Source organism: Sphingobium sp. YBL2, assembly GCF_000943805.1.
Lineage (GTDB): Bacteria > Pseudomonadota > Alphaproteobacteria > Sphingomonadales > Sphingomonadaceae > Sphingobium > Sphingobium fuliginis.
Map to the genome: position 1 here is coordinate 943152 of NZ_CP010954.1, position 17989 is coordinate 961140.

23 protein-coding genes are annotated in these 17989 nt (G+C 65.1%); 18 read left to right on the forward strand and 5 right to left on the reverse strand.

What is annotated here, in order from left to right:
• Window positions 1-80: 80 nt before the first annotated feature.
• Window positions 81-926 (forward strand): pantoate--beta-alanine ligase, encoded by an 846-nt coding sequence (gene panC / locus TZ53_RS04500; RefSeq protein WP_044660580.1) that lies wholly within the window; start codon window positions 81-83, stop codon window positions 924-926.
• Between the two features lie 38 nt (window positions 927-964).
• Here panC and TZ53_RS04505 read toward each other — a convergent pair whose 3' ends face one another.
• The gene (locus TZ53_RS04505) at window positions 965-1405 is read right to left on the reverse strand and encodes a CopD family protein (RefSeq protein ID WP_025549611.1); all 441 of its coding nucleotides are present in this window, start codon (window positions 1403-1405) and stop codon (window positions 965-967) included.
• Between the two features lie 14 nt (window positions 1406-1419).
• Complete coding sequence (gene hemE / locus TZ53_RS04510) at window positions 1420-2481, reverse strand: uroporphyrinogen decarboxylase (RefSeq protein WP_044660581.1); 1062 nt, start codon at window positions 2479-2481, stop codon at window positions 1420-1422.
• A 287-nt stretch (window positions 2482-2768) separates the two neighbouring features.
• On the opposite strand from hemE, the gene TZ53_RS04515 reads away from it, so the two are divergent.
• From TZ53_RS04515 to TZ53_RS04565, 11 genes are all read left to right on the forward strand, one after another.
• Complete coding sequence (locus TZ53_RS04515) at window positions 2769-3590, forward strand: pyruvate, water dikinase regulatory protein (protein WP_025549613.1); 822 nt, start codon at window positions 2769-2771, stop codon at window positions 3588-3590.
• Between the two features lie 4 nt (window positions 3591-3594).
• Window positions 3595-4188 carry a Maf family protein gene (locus TZ53_RS04520; RefSeq protein ID WP_044660582.1) on the forward strand — a complete coding sequence of 198 codons (594 nt, stop codon included), beginning with the start codon at window positions 3595-3597 and terminating at the stop codon, window positions 4186-4188.
• Window positions 4185-5006 (forward strand): shikimate dehydrogenase, encoded by an 822-nt coding sequence (gene aroE, locus TZ53_RS04525; RefSeq protein WP_044660583.1) that lies wholly within the window; start codon window positions 4185-4187, stop codon window positions 5004-5006. Before TZ53_RS04520 ends, aroE begins: the two co-directional genes overlap by 4 nt.
• 19 nt (window positions 5007-5025) lie before the next feature.
• On the forward strand, window positions 5026-5619 hold the full coding sequence (gene coaE / locus TZ53_RS04530; protein WP_044660584.1) for a dephospho-CoA kinase: 594 nt from the start codon (window positions 5026-5028) through the stop codon (window positions 5617-5619).
• Window positions 5620-5664: 45 nt separating this feature from the next.
• Entirely contained in the window at window positions 5665-6357 is a 693-nt protein-coding gene (dnaQ, locus tag TZ53_RS04535; protein WP_044660585.1) for a DNA polymerase III subunit epsilon, read from the forward strand.
• A gap of 95 nt (window positions 6358-6452) precedes the next feature.
• On the forward strand, window positions 6453-7049 hold the full coding sequence (hpf, locus tag TZ53_RS04540; protein WP_025549618.1) for a ribosome hibernation-promoting factor, HPF/YfiA family: 597 nt from the start codon (window positions 6453-6455) through the stop codon (window positions 7047-7049).
• A 119-nt stretch (window positions 7050-7168) separates the two neighbouring features.
• Window positions 7169-7636, forward strand: coding sequence for a PTS sugar transporter subunit IIA (locus tag TZ53_RS04545; RefSeq protein ID WP_025549619.1), 468 nt, complete (start codon window positions 7169-7171; stop codon window positions 7634-7636).
• Window positions 7596-8105 carry a PaaI family thioesterase gene (locus TZ53_RS04550; RefSeq protein ID WP_044660586.1) on the forward strand — a complete coding sequence of 170 codons (510 nt, stop codon included), beginning with the start codon at window positions 7596-7598 and terminating at the stop codon, window positions 8103-8105. Before TZ53_RS04545 ends, TZ53_RS04550 begins: the two co-directional genes overlap by 41 nt.
• Window positions 8095-8445: a DUF1491 family protein gene (locus tag TZ53_RS04555; protein WP_025549621.1), complete on the forward strand. Its 351-nt coding sequence runs from the start codon at window positions 8095-8097 to the stop codon at window positions 8443-8445. Before TZ53_RS04550 ends, TZ53_RS04555 begins: the two co-directional genes overlap by 11 nt.
• A gap of 176 nt (window positions 8446-8621) precedes the next feature.
• The gene (locus TZ53_RS04560) at window positions 8622-9269 is read left to right on the forward strand and encodes a cell wall hydrolase (RefSeq protein WP_025549622.1); all 648 of its coding nucleotides are present in this window, start codon (window positions 8622-8624) and stop codon (window positions 9267-9269) included.
• Between the two features lie 99 nt (window positions 9270-9368).
• A complete protein-coding gene (locus tag TZ53_RS04565) occupies window positions 9369-9863 on the forward strand; it encodes an MmcB family DNA repair protein (RefSeq protein ID WP_025549623.1) in 495 nt (164 codons plus the stop codon).
• A gap of 115 nt (window positions 9864-9978) precedes the next feature.
• Here TZ53_RS04565 and TZ53_RS04570 read toward each other — a convergent pair whose 3' ends face one another.
• Window positions 9979-10602: an ankyrin repeat domain-containing protein gene (locus tag TZ53_RS04570; RefSeq protein WP_238320117.1), complete on the reverse strand. Its 624-nt coding sequence runs from the start codon at window positions 10600-10602 to the stop codon at window positions 9979-9981.
• A 47-nt stretch (window positions 10603-10649) separates the two neighbouring features.
• On the opposite strand from TZ53_RS04570, the gene TZ53_RS04575 reads away from it, so the two are divergent.
• The 4 genes from TZ53_RS04575 to TZ53_RS04590 are packed head-to-tail and all read left to right on the forward strand — an operon-like array spanning window position 10650 to window position 12697.
• On the forward strand, window positions 10650-11306 hold the full coding sequence (locus tag TZ53_RS04575) for an SCO family protein (protein WP_170825579.1): 657 nt from the start codon (window positions 10650-10652) through the stop codon (window positions 11304-11306).
• A 3-nt stretch (window positions 11307-11309) separates the two neighbouring features.
• Window positions 11310-11735 carry a YcgN family cysteine cluster protein gene (locus TZ53_RS04580; protein WP_025549626.1) on the forward strand — a complete coding sequence of 142 codons (426 nt, stop codon included), beginning with the start codon at window positions 11310-11312 and terminating at the stop codon, window positions 11733-11735.
• Window positions 11716-12426: a M48 family metallopeptidase gene (locus TZ53_RS04585; protein ID WP_044660588.1), complete on the forward strand. Its 711-nt coding sequence runs from the start codon at window positions 11716-11718 to the stop codon at window positions 12424-12426. Before TZ53_RS04580 ends, TZ53_RS04585 begins: the two co-directional genes overlap by 20 nt.
• 7 nt (window positions 12427-12433) lie before the next feature.
• Window positions 12434-12697 (forward strand): hypothetical protein, encoded by a 264-nt coding sequence (locus TZ53_RS04590; RefSeq protein WP_025549628.1) that lies wholly within the window; start codon window positions 12434-12436, stop codon window positions 12695-12697.
• Window positions 12698-12745: 48 nt separating this feature from the next.
• On the opposite strand, the gene trhO is transcribed toward TZ53_RS04590, so the two are convergent.
• Complete coding sequence (gene trhO, locus TZ53_RS04595) at window positions 12746-13582, reverse strand: oxygen-dependent tRNA uridine(34) hydroxylase TrhO (RefSeq protein ID WP_443096434.1); 837 nt, start codon at window positions 13580-13582, stop codon at window positions 12746-12748.
• Between the two features lie 65 nt (window positions 13583-13647).
• Here trhO and pdeM point away from each other — a divergent pair, with 65 nt between their 5' ends.
• Both pdeM and TZ53_RS04605 read left to right on the forward strand, forming a co-directional pair.
• Window positions 13648-14307 (forward strand): ligase-associated DNA damage response endonuclease PdeM, encoded by a 660-nt coding sequence (pdeM, locus tag TZ53_RS04600; RefSeq protein ID WP_025549630.1) that lies wholly within the window; start codon window positions 13648-13650, stop codon window positions 14305-14307.
• A gap of 188 nt (window positions 14308-14495) precedes the next feature.
• Window positions 14496-17261 (forward strand): TonB-dependent receptor, encoded by a 2766-nt coding sequence (locus tag TZ53_RS04605; RefSeq protein WP_044660589.1) that lies wholly within the window; start codon window positions 14496-14498, stop codon window positions 17259-17261.
• Here TZ53_RS04605 and TZ53_RS04610 read toward each other — a convergent pair.
• Window positions 17239-17985 (reverse strand): YggS family pyridoxal phosphate-dependent enzyme, encoded by a 747-nt coding sequence (locus tag TZ53_RS04610; protein WP_044660590.1) that lies wholly within the window; start codon window positions 17983-17985, stop codon window positions 17239-17241. The two genes, TZ53_RS04605 and TZ53_RS04610, sit on opposite strands and share 23 nt — an antisense overlap.
• Between the last annotated feature and the right edge of the window lie 4 nt (window positions 17986-17989).

Genomic DNA, 17989 nt, shown 5'->3' on the forward strand with positions numbered 1-17989 from the left:
AATGATTCTTGACCGTTTCAGCCGGTCGTGCCTTAGCAGGATATACCCCTGTCGATGCCCTTATCGGAGCCGTTCCTGTCGTGCAAATCCTCCGTGACCTGCCTTCCCTGCGTGCCGCCGTCGATGCGCTGAAAAGCGACGGAAAACCGATGGCTCTGGTGCCCACCATGGGCGCGCTGCATGACGGGCATATGGCGCTGGTCGAGGAAGCGCGCCGCCATGCCGGGCATGTCGCGGTGTCGATCTTCGTCAATCCCCGCCAGTTCGGGGTGAACGAGGATCTGGACGCCTATCCCCGGCGCGAGGCGAAGGACGCGCAGATGCTGCAGGCGGCCGGAGTCGACATCCTCTGGGCGCCGAGCGTGGACGTCATGTACCCGGCGGGCTATACCACCAACATCTCCGTCTCAGGCGTGACCGAAGGTCTGGACGGCGCGGCCCGGCCCGGCCATTTCGACGGCGTGGCGACGGTTGTGGCGAAGCTGTTCAACCAGGTCCGCCCCGATGTCGCGCTGTTCGGGGAGAAGGATTATCAGCAGCTCGCCGTGATCCGGCAGATGGTCCGCGATCTGGACGTTCCCATCGAGCTTGTCGGGGTGCCGACCCAGCGGGCCGAGGACGGCTTGGCGCTGTCGTCCCGCAACGCCTATCTCAGCGAGGAGGAACGCAGGGAAGCGCTGGCTCTGCCCCGCGCCCTGGGCGAAGCGGCGCGGCAGATGGAAAAGGGCGCGACCGTCGAGGCCGCCCTTGCCAGGGCCGTTGCCCTGCTCGCGGCGCATGGTTTCGATCCGATCGACTATGTGTCGCTGTGCGATGCCGTGACGCTGGAACCGATGACGGTGCTGGACCGCCCGGCAAGGCTGCTCGGTGCGGCGAAGCTCGGCAAGACACGGCTGATCGACAATATTCCGGTCGATCCGCTTTGATTTCCGTCATCCCGGCTTTGGCTGGGATGACGGCCATGTCAAAAGGGCTTTACGATCACCGCGATCACGATCACCGCGGCGGCGATTCCCGGAATCTCGTTCACCAGCCGCAATTGCTTCTCGCTGAGCGGCCGCAGCCCCTTGGCCAGCTTCTTGGCATAGCCCGCGATCCAGCCATGATAGCCCGACAGGCCCAGCACGAAGAGCAGCTTCAGGTGGAACCAGCCGAAATGCCAGGCGCCGATCTCGACCATCAGCATAAGCCCGAAAACCCAGACCAGGATGAGGGACGGATTGAGGATGATCCTGAGCAGCCGCCTTTCCCGGTCGATCCACTTCCTGTCCTCGTCCGACCCCACCGGACATTGATGGTGATAGACGAAGAAGCGGGGCATCATGAACAGGCCCGCCATCAGGAAGATGACGAAGATGACATGCGCGGCTTTGACCCACAAATAGGCTGCTCCCAGATAAGGCATGGTTCAGTCTCCCGCTACGACCGCATCCGGCGCACATGGCTAATCAGCGCTTCGACATGATCAATGGGGGTGTCGGGGAGAATCCCGTGGCCCAGGTTGAAGATATGCGGCCGACCGGCAAAGGCGGCGCGGATATTGTCCACGGCCTCTTCCACCGCCCTGCCGCCGGCGATCAGCGCCAGCGGATCGAGATTCCCCTGCACCGGCAGGCCCTGCGGCAGCGCGCGGTCGGCCCAATGCGGGTCGACCGTTTCATCCACGCCCACCGCATCGACGCCGGTCCCCGCCGCATAATCCGCCAGTTTCGCGCCCGCGCCCTTGGGAAAGCCGATCACCGGAATCTCCGGATGGATCGCCTTCAGCTTCTCCACGATCCGCCGGTTGGGCTGGATCACCCAGCGGTCGAATTCCAGCGGGGCCAGACTGCCCGCCCAACTGTCGAACAGCTGCACGGCCTCCACGCCCGCCTCGATCTGGCCGGAGAGATAGACCACGGTGGCATCGGCAATGGCATCGATGATCGCGCCGAATTTTTCCGGCTGGCTGTAGGCAAGGCGACGGGCGGCGCCCTGGTCCTTGCTGCCCTGCCCGGCGACCATATAGGTCGCGATGGTCCAGGGACTGCCCGCAAAGCCCAGGAAGGTCACATGGCTGTCCAGCGCCGCCTTGACCTGCCGCACCGTCTCATAGACCGCCTCGAAGCGGCTGAAATCCGGTTTCAGGACCGACAGCTCCGTCTCCGCCAGGACCGGTGCGAGGCGCGGGCCTTCCCCCGCCTCGAACCAGAGATCCTGCCCCATGGCATAGGGCACGATCAATATGTCGGAAAACAGGATCGCGCCGTCGAAACCGAAGCGGCGCAGGGGCTGGAGGGTCACTTCCGCCGCCGCCGCGCTGTCATAGACCAGTTCGAGGAATCCGCCCTTTTCTGCCCGCAAGGCGCGATATTCCGGCAGGTAACGGCCTGCCTGACGCATGAGCCACATGGGCGGCACGGCAGGGCGCGCACCCTTCAGGACCGAAAGCAAGGGCTTGGCCGTCAGGTCATTCGAAAGGGCGGCATCGGGTCCCGTCATAAACTCTCTTATATTTAGATTCAAAAGGATGATGGAGATAGTGGGGCGGTTGGCAGCGGGGTTTATGCGCTGTGCCCCGATTTGCCAACAACTTGACTCCTCAAGGCCGCCGATTCCGGTCCGAGTCAGTCGGCTTATTCCCGTTATCCACAGGCTGTGGGTGGAAATTTCCTTCTGTTGGCGGGCTGTGGAGAAGATTCCCGGAATCGGGGAGGACGAAAAGCGCCTGATTTCACCCGCAAGCTATGCCTTGATTTATCCACAGCCTCCCCACAGAGATGTTCTTCATGTCGCGCATCCATCTCCACCTGCTTTCGGACTCGACCGGCGAGACGCTGGAAAACATAGCGAAGGCTGCCATCGGCGCGTTCGAGAATGTCGAGGCGGTGCGCCATTTCTGGCCGATGGTTCGGTCCGACGTCCATCTCGACCGGATCATGGAGGAGATCGCCGCCAATCCGGGGCTGGTGCTGTTCACCCTCTCCAACCATCAGCTCCGGCGTCGGCTGGAGACGCGCTGCCGGGCGCTCGGCCTGCCCCATGTGGCGGCGCTCGACAGCGTGACCGACGCCCTCTCCAACATATTGGGGCAGGAAACGCGCAACCGTCCGGGGCGCAAGCATATATTGGACGAGGCCTATTTCGCGCGGATCGAGGCGATCCAGTTCACCATCGCCCATGACGATGGCGTGGGCCATGAAAATTGGGAGGAGGCGGACATCGTGCTGGCTGGCGTTTCCCGCGCTTCCAAGACGCCGACGTCCATCTATCTCGCCAATCGCGGGTACAAGACCGCCAATATCCCGCTGGTGATCCAGTCGCCGCCGCCGCGCAGCCTGTTCTCGCTGAAGCATCCGATGGTGGTCGGCCTGACCGTCAGCCCGGAACGGCTGGTGCAGATCCGCCGCAATCGCCTGCTGTCGCTCAACCAGGCGCCGGAGACCAGCTATGTCGACATCGACCGGGTGCAGGAGGAGCTGTCTTTCGCCCGGCGCATGTTCGCGGACAATGGCTGGCCGGTGATCGACATGACCCGCCGGTCGATCGAAGAAGCCGCCGCCGCCATCATCAACCTGTTCAACGACCGCGTGCTGGCGGAAGGAGCATGAGACCATGATCGTGCTGGCATCGCAAAGCGCGAGCCGCCGCGCCCTGCTGGAAGCGGCGCAGGTGCCGTTCGAGGCGCTGTCCCCCGGCGTGGACGAGGAAGCGGCGAAGGAAGCGCTGCGCGCCGACGGCCTGGATGCGCGGCAACTGGCCGATGCGCTGGCGGAACTGAAGGCGCTTCGCGTCTCGCGCCGGGTGCCGGGCGGGCTGGTGCTGGGCTGCGACCAGACCCTCAGTCTGGATGACGGCGCGATGATCGACAAGGCGGTCGACCGCGCCGATGCGGAGCGCATAGTGAAGCTGCTTTCCGGGCGGGTGCATCATCTCCACAGCGCGGCGGTGATCGCGCTCAACGGCGAACCGATCTGGCGGCATGTCGAGCGCGTGCGGATGACGGTGCGGCCTCTGTCGGACGCTTTCATCACATCCTATCTGGACGGCGATTGGGAAAATTGCCGCTGGTGCGTCGGCTGCTACCGGATCGAGGGGCCGGGCGCGCAGCTTTTCAGCCGGGTCGAAGGCAGCCAGTTCGCGATTCAGGGCCTGCCGCTGCTGCCTTTGCTTGACTTTCTGCGCGTCCGGGGCGTTCTGGCGACATGACCGACAAGCTCCCCTATGCCGAAGTGATCGGTGATCCGATCGAACACAGCAAGTCGCCGCTGATCCACAATTTCTGGCTCGATGCGCTGGGGATCGAGGCGGAATACAGGAAGACCCATGTCACCGGCGATGGCCTGTCCGCCTATTTCCTGGCGCGGCGCGCCGATCCGGACTGGCTTGGCTGCAACGTCACCATTCCGCACAAGATCGCGGTGATGGACTATACCGACGATCCGGGCGGCGTCCGGGAACGGATCGGGGCGATGAACACCATCGCCAGCGAGACGGGCGGACCGCTGATCGGCACGAATACGGATGCGGGCGGATTCCTCCAGCCATTGCTGCGCGACAGGTGGAAGGGGCAGAGCGCCGTTCTGGTGGGGGCGGGCGGCGCGGCGCGGGCGATCCTGTTCGCCCTCACCAGCCTGGGCGTGCCGGACATCACCGTCATGGTGCGCGATGCGGCCAAGGGTCAGGCGCTGCTCGACCGTGCAGGGGTCAGGGGCCGCGTGATCGGCATGACCGATGCGCTCCCCCGGGCGGACCTGCTCGTCAACACCAGCTCGCTCGGCATGGTGGGCCAGCCGGTGCTGGACCTGGACCTTTCGCCGCTGGGCCCGGAAGCGACGGTCTATGACATCGTCTATGCGCCGCTGGAGACGGAGTTGCTCAAGGCGGCGCGCATCCGGGGCCTGAAGACCCTAGACGGGCTGGAGATGCTGATCGGGCAGGCGGCGCTGGCCTTCGACATCTTCTTCGATGCGGAGGCGCCGCGCGAACGGGACGAGGAATTGCGCGCCCTGCTGCTCGCCGCCTGAGATTCATGAAGATGATGGGATGAAGATCTACGGTCTCACCGGCTCCATCGGCATGGGGAAGTCCGCCGTCGCGGGGATGTTGCGGCGGGAAGGCGTTCCCCTGTTCGACGCCGATGCGGAGGTGCATCGCCTGCAGGGGCCGGGCGGCGCGCTGCTGCCGGCGATAGAGGCGCGCTTTCCCGGCACGACCGGTCCCAAGGGCGTCGACCGGGCGAAGCTGGGCGCGGCGGTCTTCGGTCATCCCCAGGAATTGAAGGCGCTGGAAGCCATCGTCCATCCCGCCGTGCAGCAGAGCCGCAAGGCCTTTCTGCAACGGAACCGATCGCGCCGGTTCGTCGTGCTGGACATTCCGCTGCTGTTCGAAACCCATGGCCATCGTCGGCTGGCCGGCGTCATCGTGGTCACCGCCCCTGCCTGGAAGCAGCGCAAGCGGGTTCTGGCCCGGCCCGGCATGACCGCTGCAAAATTTCGCCGGATTGTCCATCTGCAAACACCCGATGCTGAAAAGCGGCGGCGGGCCGACTATATCATCCATACGGGCACGACCTTCGCTGAGACCCGCTTCCAGGTTCGCCGCTTGGTCGCTTGCCTTGGTGCGAAGACAGGCCGATAAGAGGGGGCCGGCGAGGTTGGCCGGCAAGAGTCGTTGTAGAGGGCGATGCGCGAGATCATTTTCGACACCGAAACGACGGGATTCGACCCAGCCTCCGGCGATCGCCTGGTCGAGATCGGATGCATCGAACTCCTCAACCGGGTTCCCACGGGCCGCACCTTCCACGCTTATTACAATCCGCAGCGGTCGATGCCGGCCGCGGCCGAGGCGGTGCACGGCCTGTCCGACGCTTTTCTGAAGGACAAGCCGCTATTTTCCCATGGGGTGGAGGAACTGCTCGCCTTTCTGGAGGACAGCCATCTGGTCGCCCATAATGCGCGCTTCGACTTCGGCTTCCTCAATCACGAACTGAAGCTGTGCAAGCTGCCTGAAGTGTCGATGGAGCGGATGATCGACACCGTCGCCATCGCCCGGCAGCTTCACCCCGGCGCCAAGCACAGCCTCGACGCGCTCTGCACCCGCTACGGCATCGACCGCAGCCATCGCATCAAGCATGGCGCGCTGCTCGACGCCGAATTGCTGGCCCAGCTTTACATCGAACTGACCGGCGGCCGTCAGATCGGCCTCGGTCTTGCACAGGAGGAAGAGAAACTCGTTGTAAATATGGAACTTGCGGCGGAAGTCGCGGTTCGCCCTGTTCGTCCCGCGCGTGTCTTTGCGGCAGGCGCGGAGGAGCTGGAGCGGCATGCAGCGTTCGTCGCGACGCTGGACAAGCCGCTCTGGCTTGAGGAGGCCTGATTACGGCTGTCCCTTCGGGATGGGCTGCCTTCACGGCCTCCACGCCAACCGGGTCGCCAATCCCGGGCGGTCCGGCAAGAATAAGGAGAAGGCATATGGATATTCGTGTTTCCGGGCATCAGGTCGATACGGGTGACGCGCTCAAGCAGCATGTCTGGACCCGTCTGGAGGCCATGGCCGAGAAATATTTCTCCCGCGCGCTTTCCGCCCAGGTCACATTCCGGCCGGCCCCGCACGGCGCCTTCCATTGCGACATCGTCTGCCATGTCATGACCGGACTGATCCTGAAGGGCGCCGGAGAGGCGCAGGAGGCGCATCCTGCCTTCGATCAGGCGGCCGAACGGATCGAGAAGCAGTTGCGCCGCTATCTGCGCCGCCTGAAGGACCGCAGCGCGCAGGCCGCGGCGGCGGAGGCCAGCCGGGCCAATGGATATGGCGCCGATGAACTGGACGGCGCCGGCTACACGATTTTCGCGTCCCCGGCCGATGAAGAGGACCCGGCCGAAGCGCCGCTGATCGTGGCGGAAACCCGGGTCGACATTCCCGAAGCCAGCGTGTCGGACGCGGTGATGATGCTCGACCTGCGCAACACCAATGCGCTGCTGTTCGTCAATGCCGGGACGGCGGCGTACAACATGGTCTATCGGCGGCAGGACGGGACCATCGGCTGGGTAGAGCCCCGCCTGGGCTGATCGCCTTCCCCCGGCCGCCGGTTGACCTCGATCCGCTGGCGGCCTATGGGGCCGGACTTTAAAGATCCGGGCATTGCGTCATTTTTCCGAAGCTGGGCGCGGCTCGGCTGGGATTCGGCATGGTTCATTTCAACGATATCGTCGCACCGGATGCATTGGGCACCGCCCTTTCGGTGAACGGCAAGAAGCAGTTGTTTCAGAAGGTTGCGGCCTTGGCTGCGCAGGCCTACGGCCTGGCTGCCGATCCGGTGGCGGAGGCGCTGCTGGAGCGTGAGAAACTGGGCTCGACCGGCTTTGGGGGCGGAGTCGCGATTCCCCATGCGAAGATTCCCGGCCTTCAGAAAATGTGCGGGGTGGTGGTGCTGCTCGATCCGGCGGTTCCTTTCGACGCTGTGGACGAAGCGCCGGTGGACATCGTCTTCGCGCTGCTCTCTCCGGTGGATTCCGGCGCCGAACATCTGAAGACCCTGGCCCGCGTTTCGCGCTACCTGCGTGACGAGGGGCAGATCGCCCGGCTGCGCGGCGCCAAGTCGACGGCGGCGCTCCATGCCCTGCTCGCCGGTGGCGAGGCGCGTGACGCTGCCTGATCCGGGTTCCGCCGCCAGCGCCTTGCCCAGCGGGGAGCAGGCGCATTTCCGGGCGCTGGAGTTCCTCTACCGTTCCGCACCGATCAACCGGCTGTTCCGGTCGGAACTGACGATTCCGGAAGAAGGCCGGTCGATCATCCATTTCGACGTGGATGAGACGCAGTTCCATGCGGCCGGCGCGGTGCACGGCACGGTCTATTTCAAGATGCTGGACGATGCGGCCTTCTACGCCGCCAACAGCCTGGTCAGCGATCGCTTCCTGCTGACCACCAGCTTCAACCTGCTGTTCACCCGCCCGATCGGGCCGGGCCGGATTCGGGCCGAAGGGCGCTGGATCAGCGGAAAGCGGCGCGTCTATGTGGCGGAGGCCAGCCTGATCGACGCCGACGGCGAGGAGGTCGGGCGCGGCACCGGCACCTTCATGCGGTCGCAATTCCCCCTCTCCTCCCTGCCGGGCTATGCCGGCTGACCCATCCGACGCGCGGCTGACCAGCGCCATGCTGGTCGGTGTCCTGATGCGCCGCTGCGCCGCGGCGGGCGGCTTTGCCACGGTGCTGGTGAAGGGCGATGCCGTCAGCGGCGTGATCCTGCTCCAGGCGCTGGAAAATGGCCGGGAACAGGGACTGTTCGAACGCGTTCCTGATTATGCGGGCGGCTATCGCCTCACCCGCTGCGGCCCGGACCCGGAAAAGGGGGCCGAGGCCATGGCTCAATATCTTGCGCGCCGGCGCGGATCGGACCCCGATCTGTGGGTCATCGAACTCGACATCGCGGATGCGGAACGGTTCGCCGCTGAAACGATCTGTTGATCGTTGACTCATTTTCCTCGCGCGGGCACAGGCCTCCGACGCTTTCAACGCGCAGGTTGCCGGTTTTCGTCCATGGGGGGCGGATGCGGTAAACACGCAGACGGGGGGCGGCCGAACGTCGTGTTTTAGGGGTTTTTTGACGTTCCCGGCCAAGAACCGCACGATTTTGAGCTGTAATGAGTTTTCGTCTGAAGGCTGCGATCTTCGCGGCATTTTCCCTTTCCGCCACAGCGGCGGTTACCGCGGCCGACATGTCGAGCGCTTCCGAGGCGGCTCCGTCGGTCCTTTCCCTTCCGGGAAGCAATGAGCTGAATGCAGCTCCGGCCGGCGCCACGCCCGCCGTCACTTTCGCCGCGCCGCGCGAAGTCGTGCAGCCGCTGGCTCCCCTTTCCGACAGCGCCGATGTGAAGGCCGACAATCTCGCCGCCCTCGTGGACGCGCAGGGCGCGGCCGAGGATGTTTCCGGCGACATGAAGTGCCTGGCCGGCGCCGTCTATTTCGAATCCAAGGGCGAAAGCCTGGAAGGCCAGTTGGCCGTTGCCCGCGTCATCATCAATCGCGCCCGGTCCGGCCGCTTTGCCGATAGCCTGTGCGGCGTCGTCTATCAGCCCGGCCAGTTCAGCTTCGTGCGCGGCAATGGCATGCCGTCGATCCGCCTGGGCAGCGAAAGCTGGCGCGAGGCCGTCGCCATCGCCCAGATCGCGATGGACGATAGCTGGGACAGCAAGGCAGAGGGTGCGCTCTATTTCCACGCCCGTCGGGTTTCGCCCGGCTGGGGCAAGCGCCAACTCGCCGCGATAGACAATCACGTCTTCTATCGCTGACCGTTTCGCGCCCGGCGCGCAGGGGGTGAAGAAGGGCCGGTTCGGGCGATCCTGAATCGGCCCTTTCCTTTTGTTCCCTTCCTGTTCTAAGAACCGGACATGGAATCCGATCTTTCCGACAGTTGTTCGCCCCTCACGGACGGCACGGCTCTGGCCGTGGCGCGGGGCACGCTGCGCCTGTTCTTCCGCCATGACATGAGCGGGATATTGGAAGTGCCGCTGCCCAATGGCCGGCGCGCCGACATCATGGCGCTGGACGGGGCGGGTCGGATCACCATCGTGGAGATCAAGTGCAGCCGCGCCGACCTGTTGGGCGACATGAAATGGCCCGACTATTTCGATTATTGCGACCGCTATTTCTGGGCCGTGCCGTCGGGCTTCGACCTGTCGCTGTTCGAGAGCGAGGCGCTATGGCCGGGACGGACGGGATTGATCGTCGCGGACCAATATGACGCCGAACTGGTGCGCCCCGCACCTATGGAGCCGCTGGCGGCGGCGCGGCGCAAGGCGGAAACGCTGCGCTTCGCTAGGCGGGCGGCCAGGCGGCTGACGGCGCTGGCGGACCCGGATCATGCCGCGGAACTGGGGTGGTAGTCTGATCTGCGTGGAGATCGATGAGGGGACGGATAGTCTCCCGCGACATTCCCCTTAAGCGATACGTGCTCCTGCGCAGGAACACACATCGTCTGATGTTCGCTTCAGGAAAAAATCAGAACACCGGCCCCTGCACCGGTCCCTTGGGCGCGGTCTTCGTCTTCGCAGCGCTCAGCGCTTCCACCAGCCCCGGCGTCCTGGCGTCGCGCTCCGCATAGTCCCGCGCCGACATGCCGGCGATCGTGTCGCGCTTGTCGGGATTGGCGCCTTGCGCGACCAGCAGCCGGACCAGCGCCACGTCGCGAAGCTGCACCGCGCGGATCAGCGGCGTCTCGCCGCTGCCATTCGCCTTGTCCACCTGCGCATTATAGGTCAGCAGGCTGCGCACGCCTTCCTCGAACCGGGCCTGCACCGCGTCCATCAGCGGCGTGTTGCCGTTATTGTCGGTCAGGTTCGGGTTTGCGCCCTTGGCGAGCAGGAAGGTCAGCCATGTATTGTCCCGCCGGGCGACGACCAGATGCAGCGCGGTATCGCCCGTCGTCACGTCGCGGCTGTTGATGACGGTCGATCCCGGCTTCTGGATCAGGTCGGTCACCTTCTGCCCGTCGGCGTCCTTGACCGCCTTCAGAAAATTGTAATTGTCGGAAAACTGCGCCTGCGCCGCGACCGGCGACAGCAGCGCCAGGGCCAGAGCGGCGGCACGGCCAAGGCCCATCCAAGCCGGAAAACGTCCTGTCATTATGTCCATAGCCCCGTTGGGATTTGCAAATCGGGCCATAGCAGGGCATGGCTGGCGGCGCCATGAACAAAGCGCTGATTTCGCTCGCCCTGCCGCTGACCGCCCTGCTGGCAGCCTGTAATATGGGGGCCGGGGGCAATGCATCAAGCGGCGATGAAAGCGCCCAGGGGGATCTGCACGGGGCCAGCATCGGCGCGCCCTTCACCCTGACCGATCAGGATGGGAAGAAGGTTCGCTGGGACGATTTCAAGGGCAAGTATCGGCTGGTCTATTTCGGCTACACCTATTGCCCCGATGTCTGCCCGATCGACCTGCAACGGATCATGCAGGGCTTTTCGAAGTTCGAGAAGGATAAACCGGCGCTGGCCGCAAAGGTCCAGCCGATCTTCATCAGCGTCGATCCGGATCGGGACACGCCCGCCGTCCTCAAAACCTATGTCGCGGCCTTCCATCCGCGCCTGATCGGCCTGACCGGCACGCCGGACGAAATCGCCAAGGTGGCGAAGGATTTCGTCGTGCTCTACAATAAGGAAGAGGCGAAGGGCGCAAGCGGCTATTTGGTCAGCCACAGCCGCACGCCCTATCTTTTTGGGGGCGATGGCGCGCCGGTCGCGCTGGTGCCGGTGGACGATCCGGGAACGCCGGATGTGGATGAGGGCGATCCCGCCAGGGTGACGGCCTTCCTCGAAAAATGGGTGAAGTGACGGTTGGACTTCTGGGAAAAGCCCCTCGACAGACTGGACCGCGCGGAGTGGGAAGCGCTGTGCGACGGCTGCGGCAAATGCTGCCTGCACAAGGCGGAGGATGAGGATACGGGGCGCATCTACCCCACCAATGTCGCCTGCCGCCTGCTGGACCGGCATAGCGGGCAGTGCACCAACTATAAGGAACGCCGCCGCTTCGTGCCCGATTGCGTGCGGCTGACCCCCGCCAAGGTGAAGACGATAAGCTGGCTGCCGCGCACCTGCGCCTATCGGCTGCGGGGCGAGGGCAAGCCATTGCCCGAATGGCACTATCTGATCTGCGGCGACCGCGAGGCGGTGCACCGGGCCCAGGAGTCCGTGCGCGGCTGGACCATTGCGGAAGCCGACGCCGGCGATTGGGAAAACCATCTTGTCGACAGAGAACTCTGACGCCGAAATCCTGATCGACGGCATCGCCGTTCCGGTGCGGGTCCGCCGGTCGGCGCGGGCCAAGGCCTATCGATTGTCGCTGGATCAAGCGCGGGGGGAGTTGCGGCTCTCGCTGCCGACCCGCGCCAATCTGAAGCGGGCGCTCGGCTGGGCGCAGGAGCATGAGGGCTGGGTCCGGTCGCAAATGGCGCGGCAGCCAGCGCAGGTGATGCTGTGCGACGGCGCCGTCTTCCCGCTGGAGGGGCGGGAGGTGCGCATCTGCTGGGTCGAGGGCGCGTCCCGCACGATCCGGCTGGAGGGCGACCGGCTGCTGCTGGGCGGCGCGGCGGAATCAATCGGGTCGCGGGTGCTGCGCTGGCTCAAGATGCGGGCCAAGGCCGTGCTGGAGACCGAAAGCCATGAAATGGCGCGGGACAATGGGCTGATCGTGGCGTCGGTCGGCATTGGCGATCCGCGCAGCCGCTGGGCGAGCTGCGCCTCCAGCGGGGCGATCCGCTATAGCTGGCGGCTGATCCTCTGCCCGCCGGAGGTGCGCCGGGCGACCGTGGCGCATGAGCTGGCGCATCTGCTGCACATGGATCACAGCCCTGCCTTTCACGCGGCCCACAAGCGGATATTGGGCGAAGACCCCCGGCCTGCGCGGGCCTGGCTGCGCACCCATGGGACCGCGCTGCACCGCTTCGTCGGGTGACAGGCCCATGGGCAGGAAGAAGCGCTATCTGACAGCGACGATGCCGGATGGCTATGTGAAGACCATCGGGCCCACGGCGGACGCCTTCACCCATTATTGGCGCATCGTCGCGATACTGGAGAATGGCAGGACGGAGGTTTTCTGGGGCCACAGCCGCTCGCTGGCCGAGGCGAAGAGGAAGCGGACGGCGGCGGAAGAAGGCGCGCGGATGCGCGGCTGGAAACGCTATGCGTTCGAGATAGCGGAACTGGTCGAAACGCCAGCCCGGTGAAGTGCAAGCTGCTCCTGCGAAGGCGGGATCACGCTATGCCCTGATCCTTCAGCCCTGGTTCCTGTGCGGCCAGACGCCCGACCCGTCCGCCGCGCAATCATGCGCAGCGTCCCGCACATGCGGCAAGCCGCAGGCCCGGCAGGTGACATAATCGCCCGCCTTCAGCCCATGGCCCACCGCCACGCGCTCGTCGAACACATAGCAGTTGCCCTGCCAAAGGCTGTCCTCTTCGGGCATTTCCTCCAGATAGCGCAGGATGCCGCCGCGCAGATGATAGACCTCCTCAAAACCGCGGGCCCTGACCAGCGCGGTCGATTTCTCGCATCTTATGCCGCCGGTGCAGAACATGGCGATGCGCGGCGTGCGGCCCTCCTCGCGCAGCTTTTCGGCAAAATCGTCGAACCAGGCCGGGAAATCGCGGAAGGAGCGGGTGCCGGGATCGATCGCCCCTTCGAAGCTGCCCACCGACACTTCATAGGCGTTGCGCGTATCGATCACGACCGTGTCCGGATCGGCTATCAGGGCGTTCCATTCCACCGGATCGAGATGCGTGCCCGCCTGATGCGCCGGGTCGAGATCGCCCGCGCCCAGCGTCACGATCTCCGCCTTCACCTTCACCTTCATCCGGGCGAAGGGCGGGCTGTCGCCATGGGCATATTTGACGTCGAGATCGGCGCAGCCCGGATATGCCCGGATATGCGAGACCAGCGCCGCAATCGCCCTCTCGCTCCCCGCGACCGTGCCGTTGATCCCCTCCCCGGCGACGATCAGCGTGCCGCAGGTGCCAAGGTCGGCGCAGAGCAGGCGCAAATCGCGGGCAATCGCCTCCGGATCGGCGAAGCTCGCGAAACGGTAAAGCGCGGCAATGGTGAAAGCGGATTCCATGGCAGCGCCCATAGCCGCTTCGCTGCCCTCTTGAAAGCGGCGGGGCAAGGGGGCATAGGCAGGCCATGGTTCCCCTTTCGTTCGCGGGTCATGATTTTCTGGCGTTGGCGGAGGCTGCGCTGTTCTGGCCGGCGCGCTCCGCCCTGCTGGTGGCCGACCTGCATTTCGAAAAGGCAAGCTGGTTCGCCCGATCCGGGCAGTTCCTGCCGCCCCATGACAGCCTGGCGACGCTGGACATGATCGAGATGCTGGTGGAACGGACGGGCGCGCGGGCCGTCTGGTCGCTGGGCGACAGTTTTCACGATGCCGATGGCGCGGCCCGGCTCGATCCGGCGGCGCGGGCAAGACTGGCCGTGTTGACGGACAGGCTCGACTGGGTCTGGATCACCGGCAATCACGATGCCGGCATGGCGCGGACGCCCGGCGGCACGCGTCGCACGGACATGCAGGTGGACGGCATCTGGCTGCGGCATGAGGCGGACCCTGCCGACCCCCGGCCGGAAATATCAGGGCATTTCCACCCCAAGTTCCGCCTGTCCGTGCGCGGACGCCATGTGTCGCGGCGCTGCTTCGTCGGATCGCGGACCAAATTGATTCTGCCTGCCCTTGGCGCCCTGACGGGCGGCCTCGATGCCGGTCATGGCGAGATTCGCCGGGTGATGGGATCGGGTGCGGCCGCCCTGGTGCCGGTCGCCGGCCGGCTGCTGCGTTTTCCCATTGCTTAGGCGGACGTAACGGAAACCGGAATTTAAGCTGTCTCCTTTAGGTGACAGTGCATGAGAATCCGGTCACCATGGGGGATCAAAGCCTCTGAAAAGCAGGCATATCTTGCCTTCATCCTGCTGTGGCAGCATAGTTCGACAATAATTCGACGCGACGCAAAGCCGCGCGGATAAGGAGAGGGAGCATCATCATGAAGAAGAGCCTTTGGCTGATTTCTGTCGGTGCCGTTGCATTGGGCAGCAGCGTTCCGGTCGCATGGGCGCAGGACGGCGGAACCGCGGTCGATCCGGAAAGCGTCAACATCATCGTCACCGCCACCCGGCGCGCCAGCCCGCTGTCGGACGTGCCGATCGCCGTGTCCGCCGTGACGGCGCAGGCGATGCAAAATAGCGGCGCGACGGATATTCGCGCGCTCAACCAGCTCGCCCCTTCGCTGCTGCTGTCCTCCACGGGGACAGAGGCCAATGCCTCTGCCCGCATCCGCGGCATCGGCACGGTGGGCGACAATCCGGGGCTGGAAAGCTCGGTCGCGGTGTTCATCGACGGCGTCTATCGCTCGCGCACCGGCGCCGGCCTCAACGAACTGGGTGAGATCGAGCGGGTCGAGGTGCTGCGCGGTCCCCAGGGCACGCTGTTCGGGCGCAACGCCTCCGCCGGCCTCATCAACATCATCAGCAAGGCGCCGGAGTTCAAGCTCGCGGGCAAGGCGGAGATCACTTACGGCAATTATGATTATTGGCGCCTTGCCGGCCGCATCACCGGGCCGATCAGCGATCAGCTGGCGCTGAGCCTGGACGGCGTCTGGTCCAGGCGCGACGGCTTCTACGATCTGGTGAACGCCAGCGGGGCCAAGGTCGGGGAAACCAATGACCGCGACCGCTATTTCCTGCGCGGGCAGGCGTTGTTCGAGCCGAACGACGCGCTCTCCATCCGCCTCATCGGGGATTATACCCATCGCGACGAAAGCTGCTGCGGCGCCGCCTATATGGAGACGCGGGAACGCCGTCCGGTCGCCGGCGGGGGCTACAGCACGGCGCCCTTCAACCGGATCGCCGCCATTCTGGCGGGGCAGGGCAGCGTCTTTGCCGCCGATCCCTATGACCGCGACCTCACCATCACGGCTGGCCGGAATTATGTGAGCAAGCTCAAGGATTGGGGCGTTTCGGGCGAGATCAATTATGATCTGGGCGGCGCCAAGCTGACTAGCATAACCGCCTATCGCGATTACAAGAGCCAGGACTATGGCGATTACGACTATAGCGGGGCCGACCTGCTCTACCGCGATCCCAACACCTATCGCCAGTTCAGGACCTTCACCCAGGAACTCAGGGCGCAGGGATCGGCCTTCAACGATGTGCTCGACTGGCTGGTCGGCGGCTATTATGCGCATGAAAAGCTGACGCTGGAGGATAATATCGTCTTCGGCGCGGACTATGGCCGCTTTGCCGCCTGCCGCCTGATGGCGGGGGCAGGCGTCAACAGCAATTTGACGGCGGCGCAGCTTGCCGCTTGCGGCAGCGGGCTTGCGACGCAGGCGCTGATCGCCGGCACGCAGGCGCAGCTCAACGGCGGCCTCGTCCTTGCCGGCGTTCCAGCCTTGCAGGCCGGGGCGATTTCGACCGGCCTGGGCAATGGTCTCCGCGCGCTGGCGGCGATCCCTTCGGGCACCGGCGACATTGCCTCGCTCTACCATCAGAAGAGCGAGAATTGGGCGTTGTTCACCCATAATATCATCCATATCGCAAAGCAGCTCGATCTGACGCTGGGTCTTCGCTACACCCATGAGAGCAAACGTTTCTCGGCGGACCTCAACAATAACAACGCCACCTGCGCGGCCTTGCAGGCCTCCAGCCTGCCCGCCATCGCGACCAATGCGCAGCTCGGCAGCGCGGCGGCCCTGGCGGGCGGCATCCTGACCCTGGGCTGTCTCGGCAACGGATCGACCGGGCTGAACGCGCTCGACCTCAATGACAAGATCAGCGACGGGGAGTTTTCCGGCACCGCCGTCCTGTCATGGAAGCCGATCGACGAACTGCTGGTCTATGGCAGCTATTCGAAGGGCTATAAGGCGGGCGGCTACAATCTCGACCGCTTCCAGCTCGGATCGACGGGCCTGAACGCGGTGCCGGCCGTGTTCGCGCCGCGCACGAATGCCGACGTCACCAGTCTGCGCTTCGCCGCTGAAAAGGTCGATGCGTTCGAAGTGGGCCTGAAATATACCCAGCCCAAATGGAGCGCCAACATCGCCGCCTTCCGGCAGGAGTTCAAGAATTTCCAGTTGAACACCTTCAACGGCACCAGCTTCGTCGTCCAGAACATCAATGGCTGCGACGGCGCGCTGACGGCGGCGCGGACCTGCGCGGGCGGCGATGTGGGACCCGGCCTGATCAGCCAGGGCGTGGAACTGGAACTGTCGGCAACCCCGGTGCGGAACGTGCGCGTCGCGGGGGGCTTCACCTATGCCCGCGCCAAATTCGCCAACCGCCTGGTCGGCAGCGGCGACGGAACGGTGCCGCTCGATCCGGCGCTGTTCCTGCTGCCGGGTTCGATCAACTCCCAGGCGCCGGAAGTCGTGACGACGGTCAGCGCGTCCTGGACGCCTTCGCTCGGCTCCAACGGCCTGTCGGCGCTTTTCTATATCGACGGGCGCATGAGCAGCGACTTCAACACCGGATCGGACCTGTTCCCCGAAAAGCGGCAGGACGGCTATGCGGTGTTCAATGCCCGTGTCGGCATTCGCGGGCCGCAGCAGCGTTGGGCGGTTGAATTCTGGGGCCAGAACATCTTCAACCAGGACTATAGCCAGGTCGCCTTCAGCAGCCCGCTACAGTCGAGCAGCCCGTCCACCTCGACCACCGGCCAGTTCGCCCTGGGCGCACCAATGGCGAACCAGTTGATCTCCGCCTATCTGGGCGATCCCCGCACCTACGGCATCACCCTTCGCGGGAGTTTCTGATCATGCCCCTGCCGCTCCCCGGTGCCGGGCGAGCGGCAGGGCGCTCCCCGAACAGGGCCGTGCCGACGCGGATGTGCGTGGCGCCCAGCATGATCGCGGTTTCATAATCCCCCGACATGCCCATGGAGAGCTGTTCCATCCCCTCCTCCCGCGCCATCTTGGCGAGCAGCGCGAAGAAGGGCGCGGGTTCGATGTCGGCCGGCGGCACGCACATCAGGCCCAGCAGCGGAATATCCGCGTCCCGGGCCGATCGGATCAACGCGGGCACGTCGGCAATCGGACAACCGCCCTTTTGCGCTTCCGCACCGATATTGACCTGCACGAAGCAGGGCACCCGCCTGTCCGCCGCGTCCATGGCCTTGGCCAGCGCCGTCAGCATCGACGGCCGGTCGAGCGAATGGATGACATCGAAAAGGGCGACCGCGTCGGCCGCCTTGTTCGACTGGAGCTGACCGACGAGGTGCAGTTTAAGGCCCTCATGCTCCTCCCGCAGGGCAGGCCATTTGCTTTCCGCTTCCTGCACGCGATTTTCCCCGAAGACCCGCTGGCCTGCCGCGATCAACGGGCGGATGGCGTCCGCCGCCTGCGTCTTCGACACGGCGATCAGGGTGATGTCGTCGGCGGTGCGGCCGGTAAGGCGGGCGGCGCGGCCCATGGCGTCGTGTATCTCGGCCAATCGGTTCGCGGCCAGCCGGTCTGCGGCTTCGATGCTGTCGGTCGTCATGGCG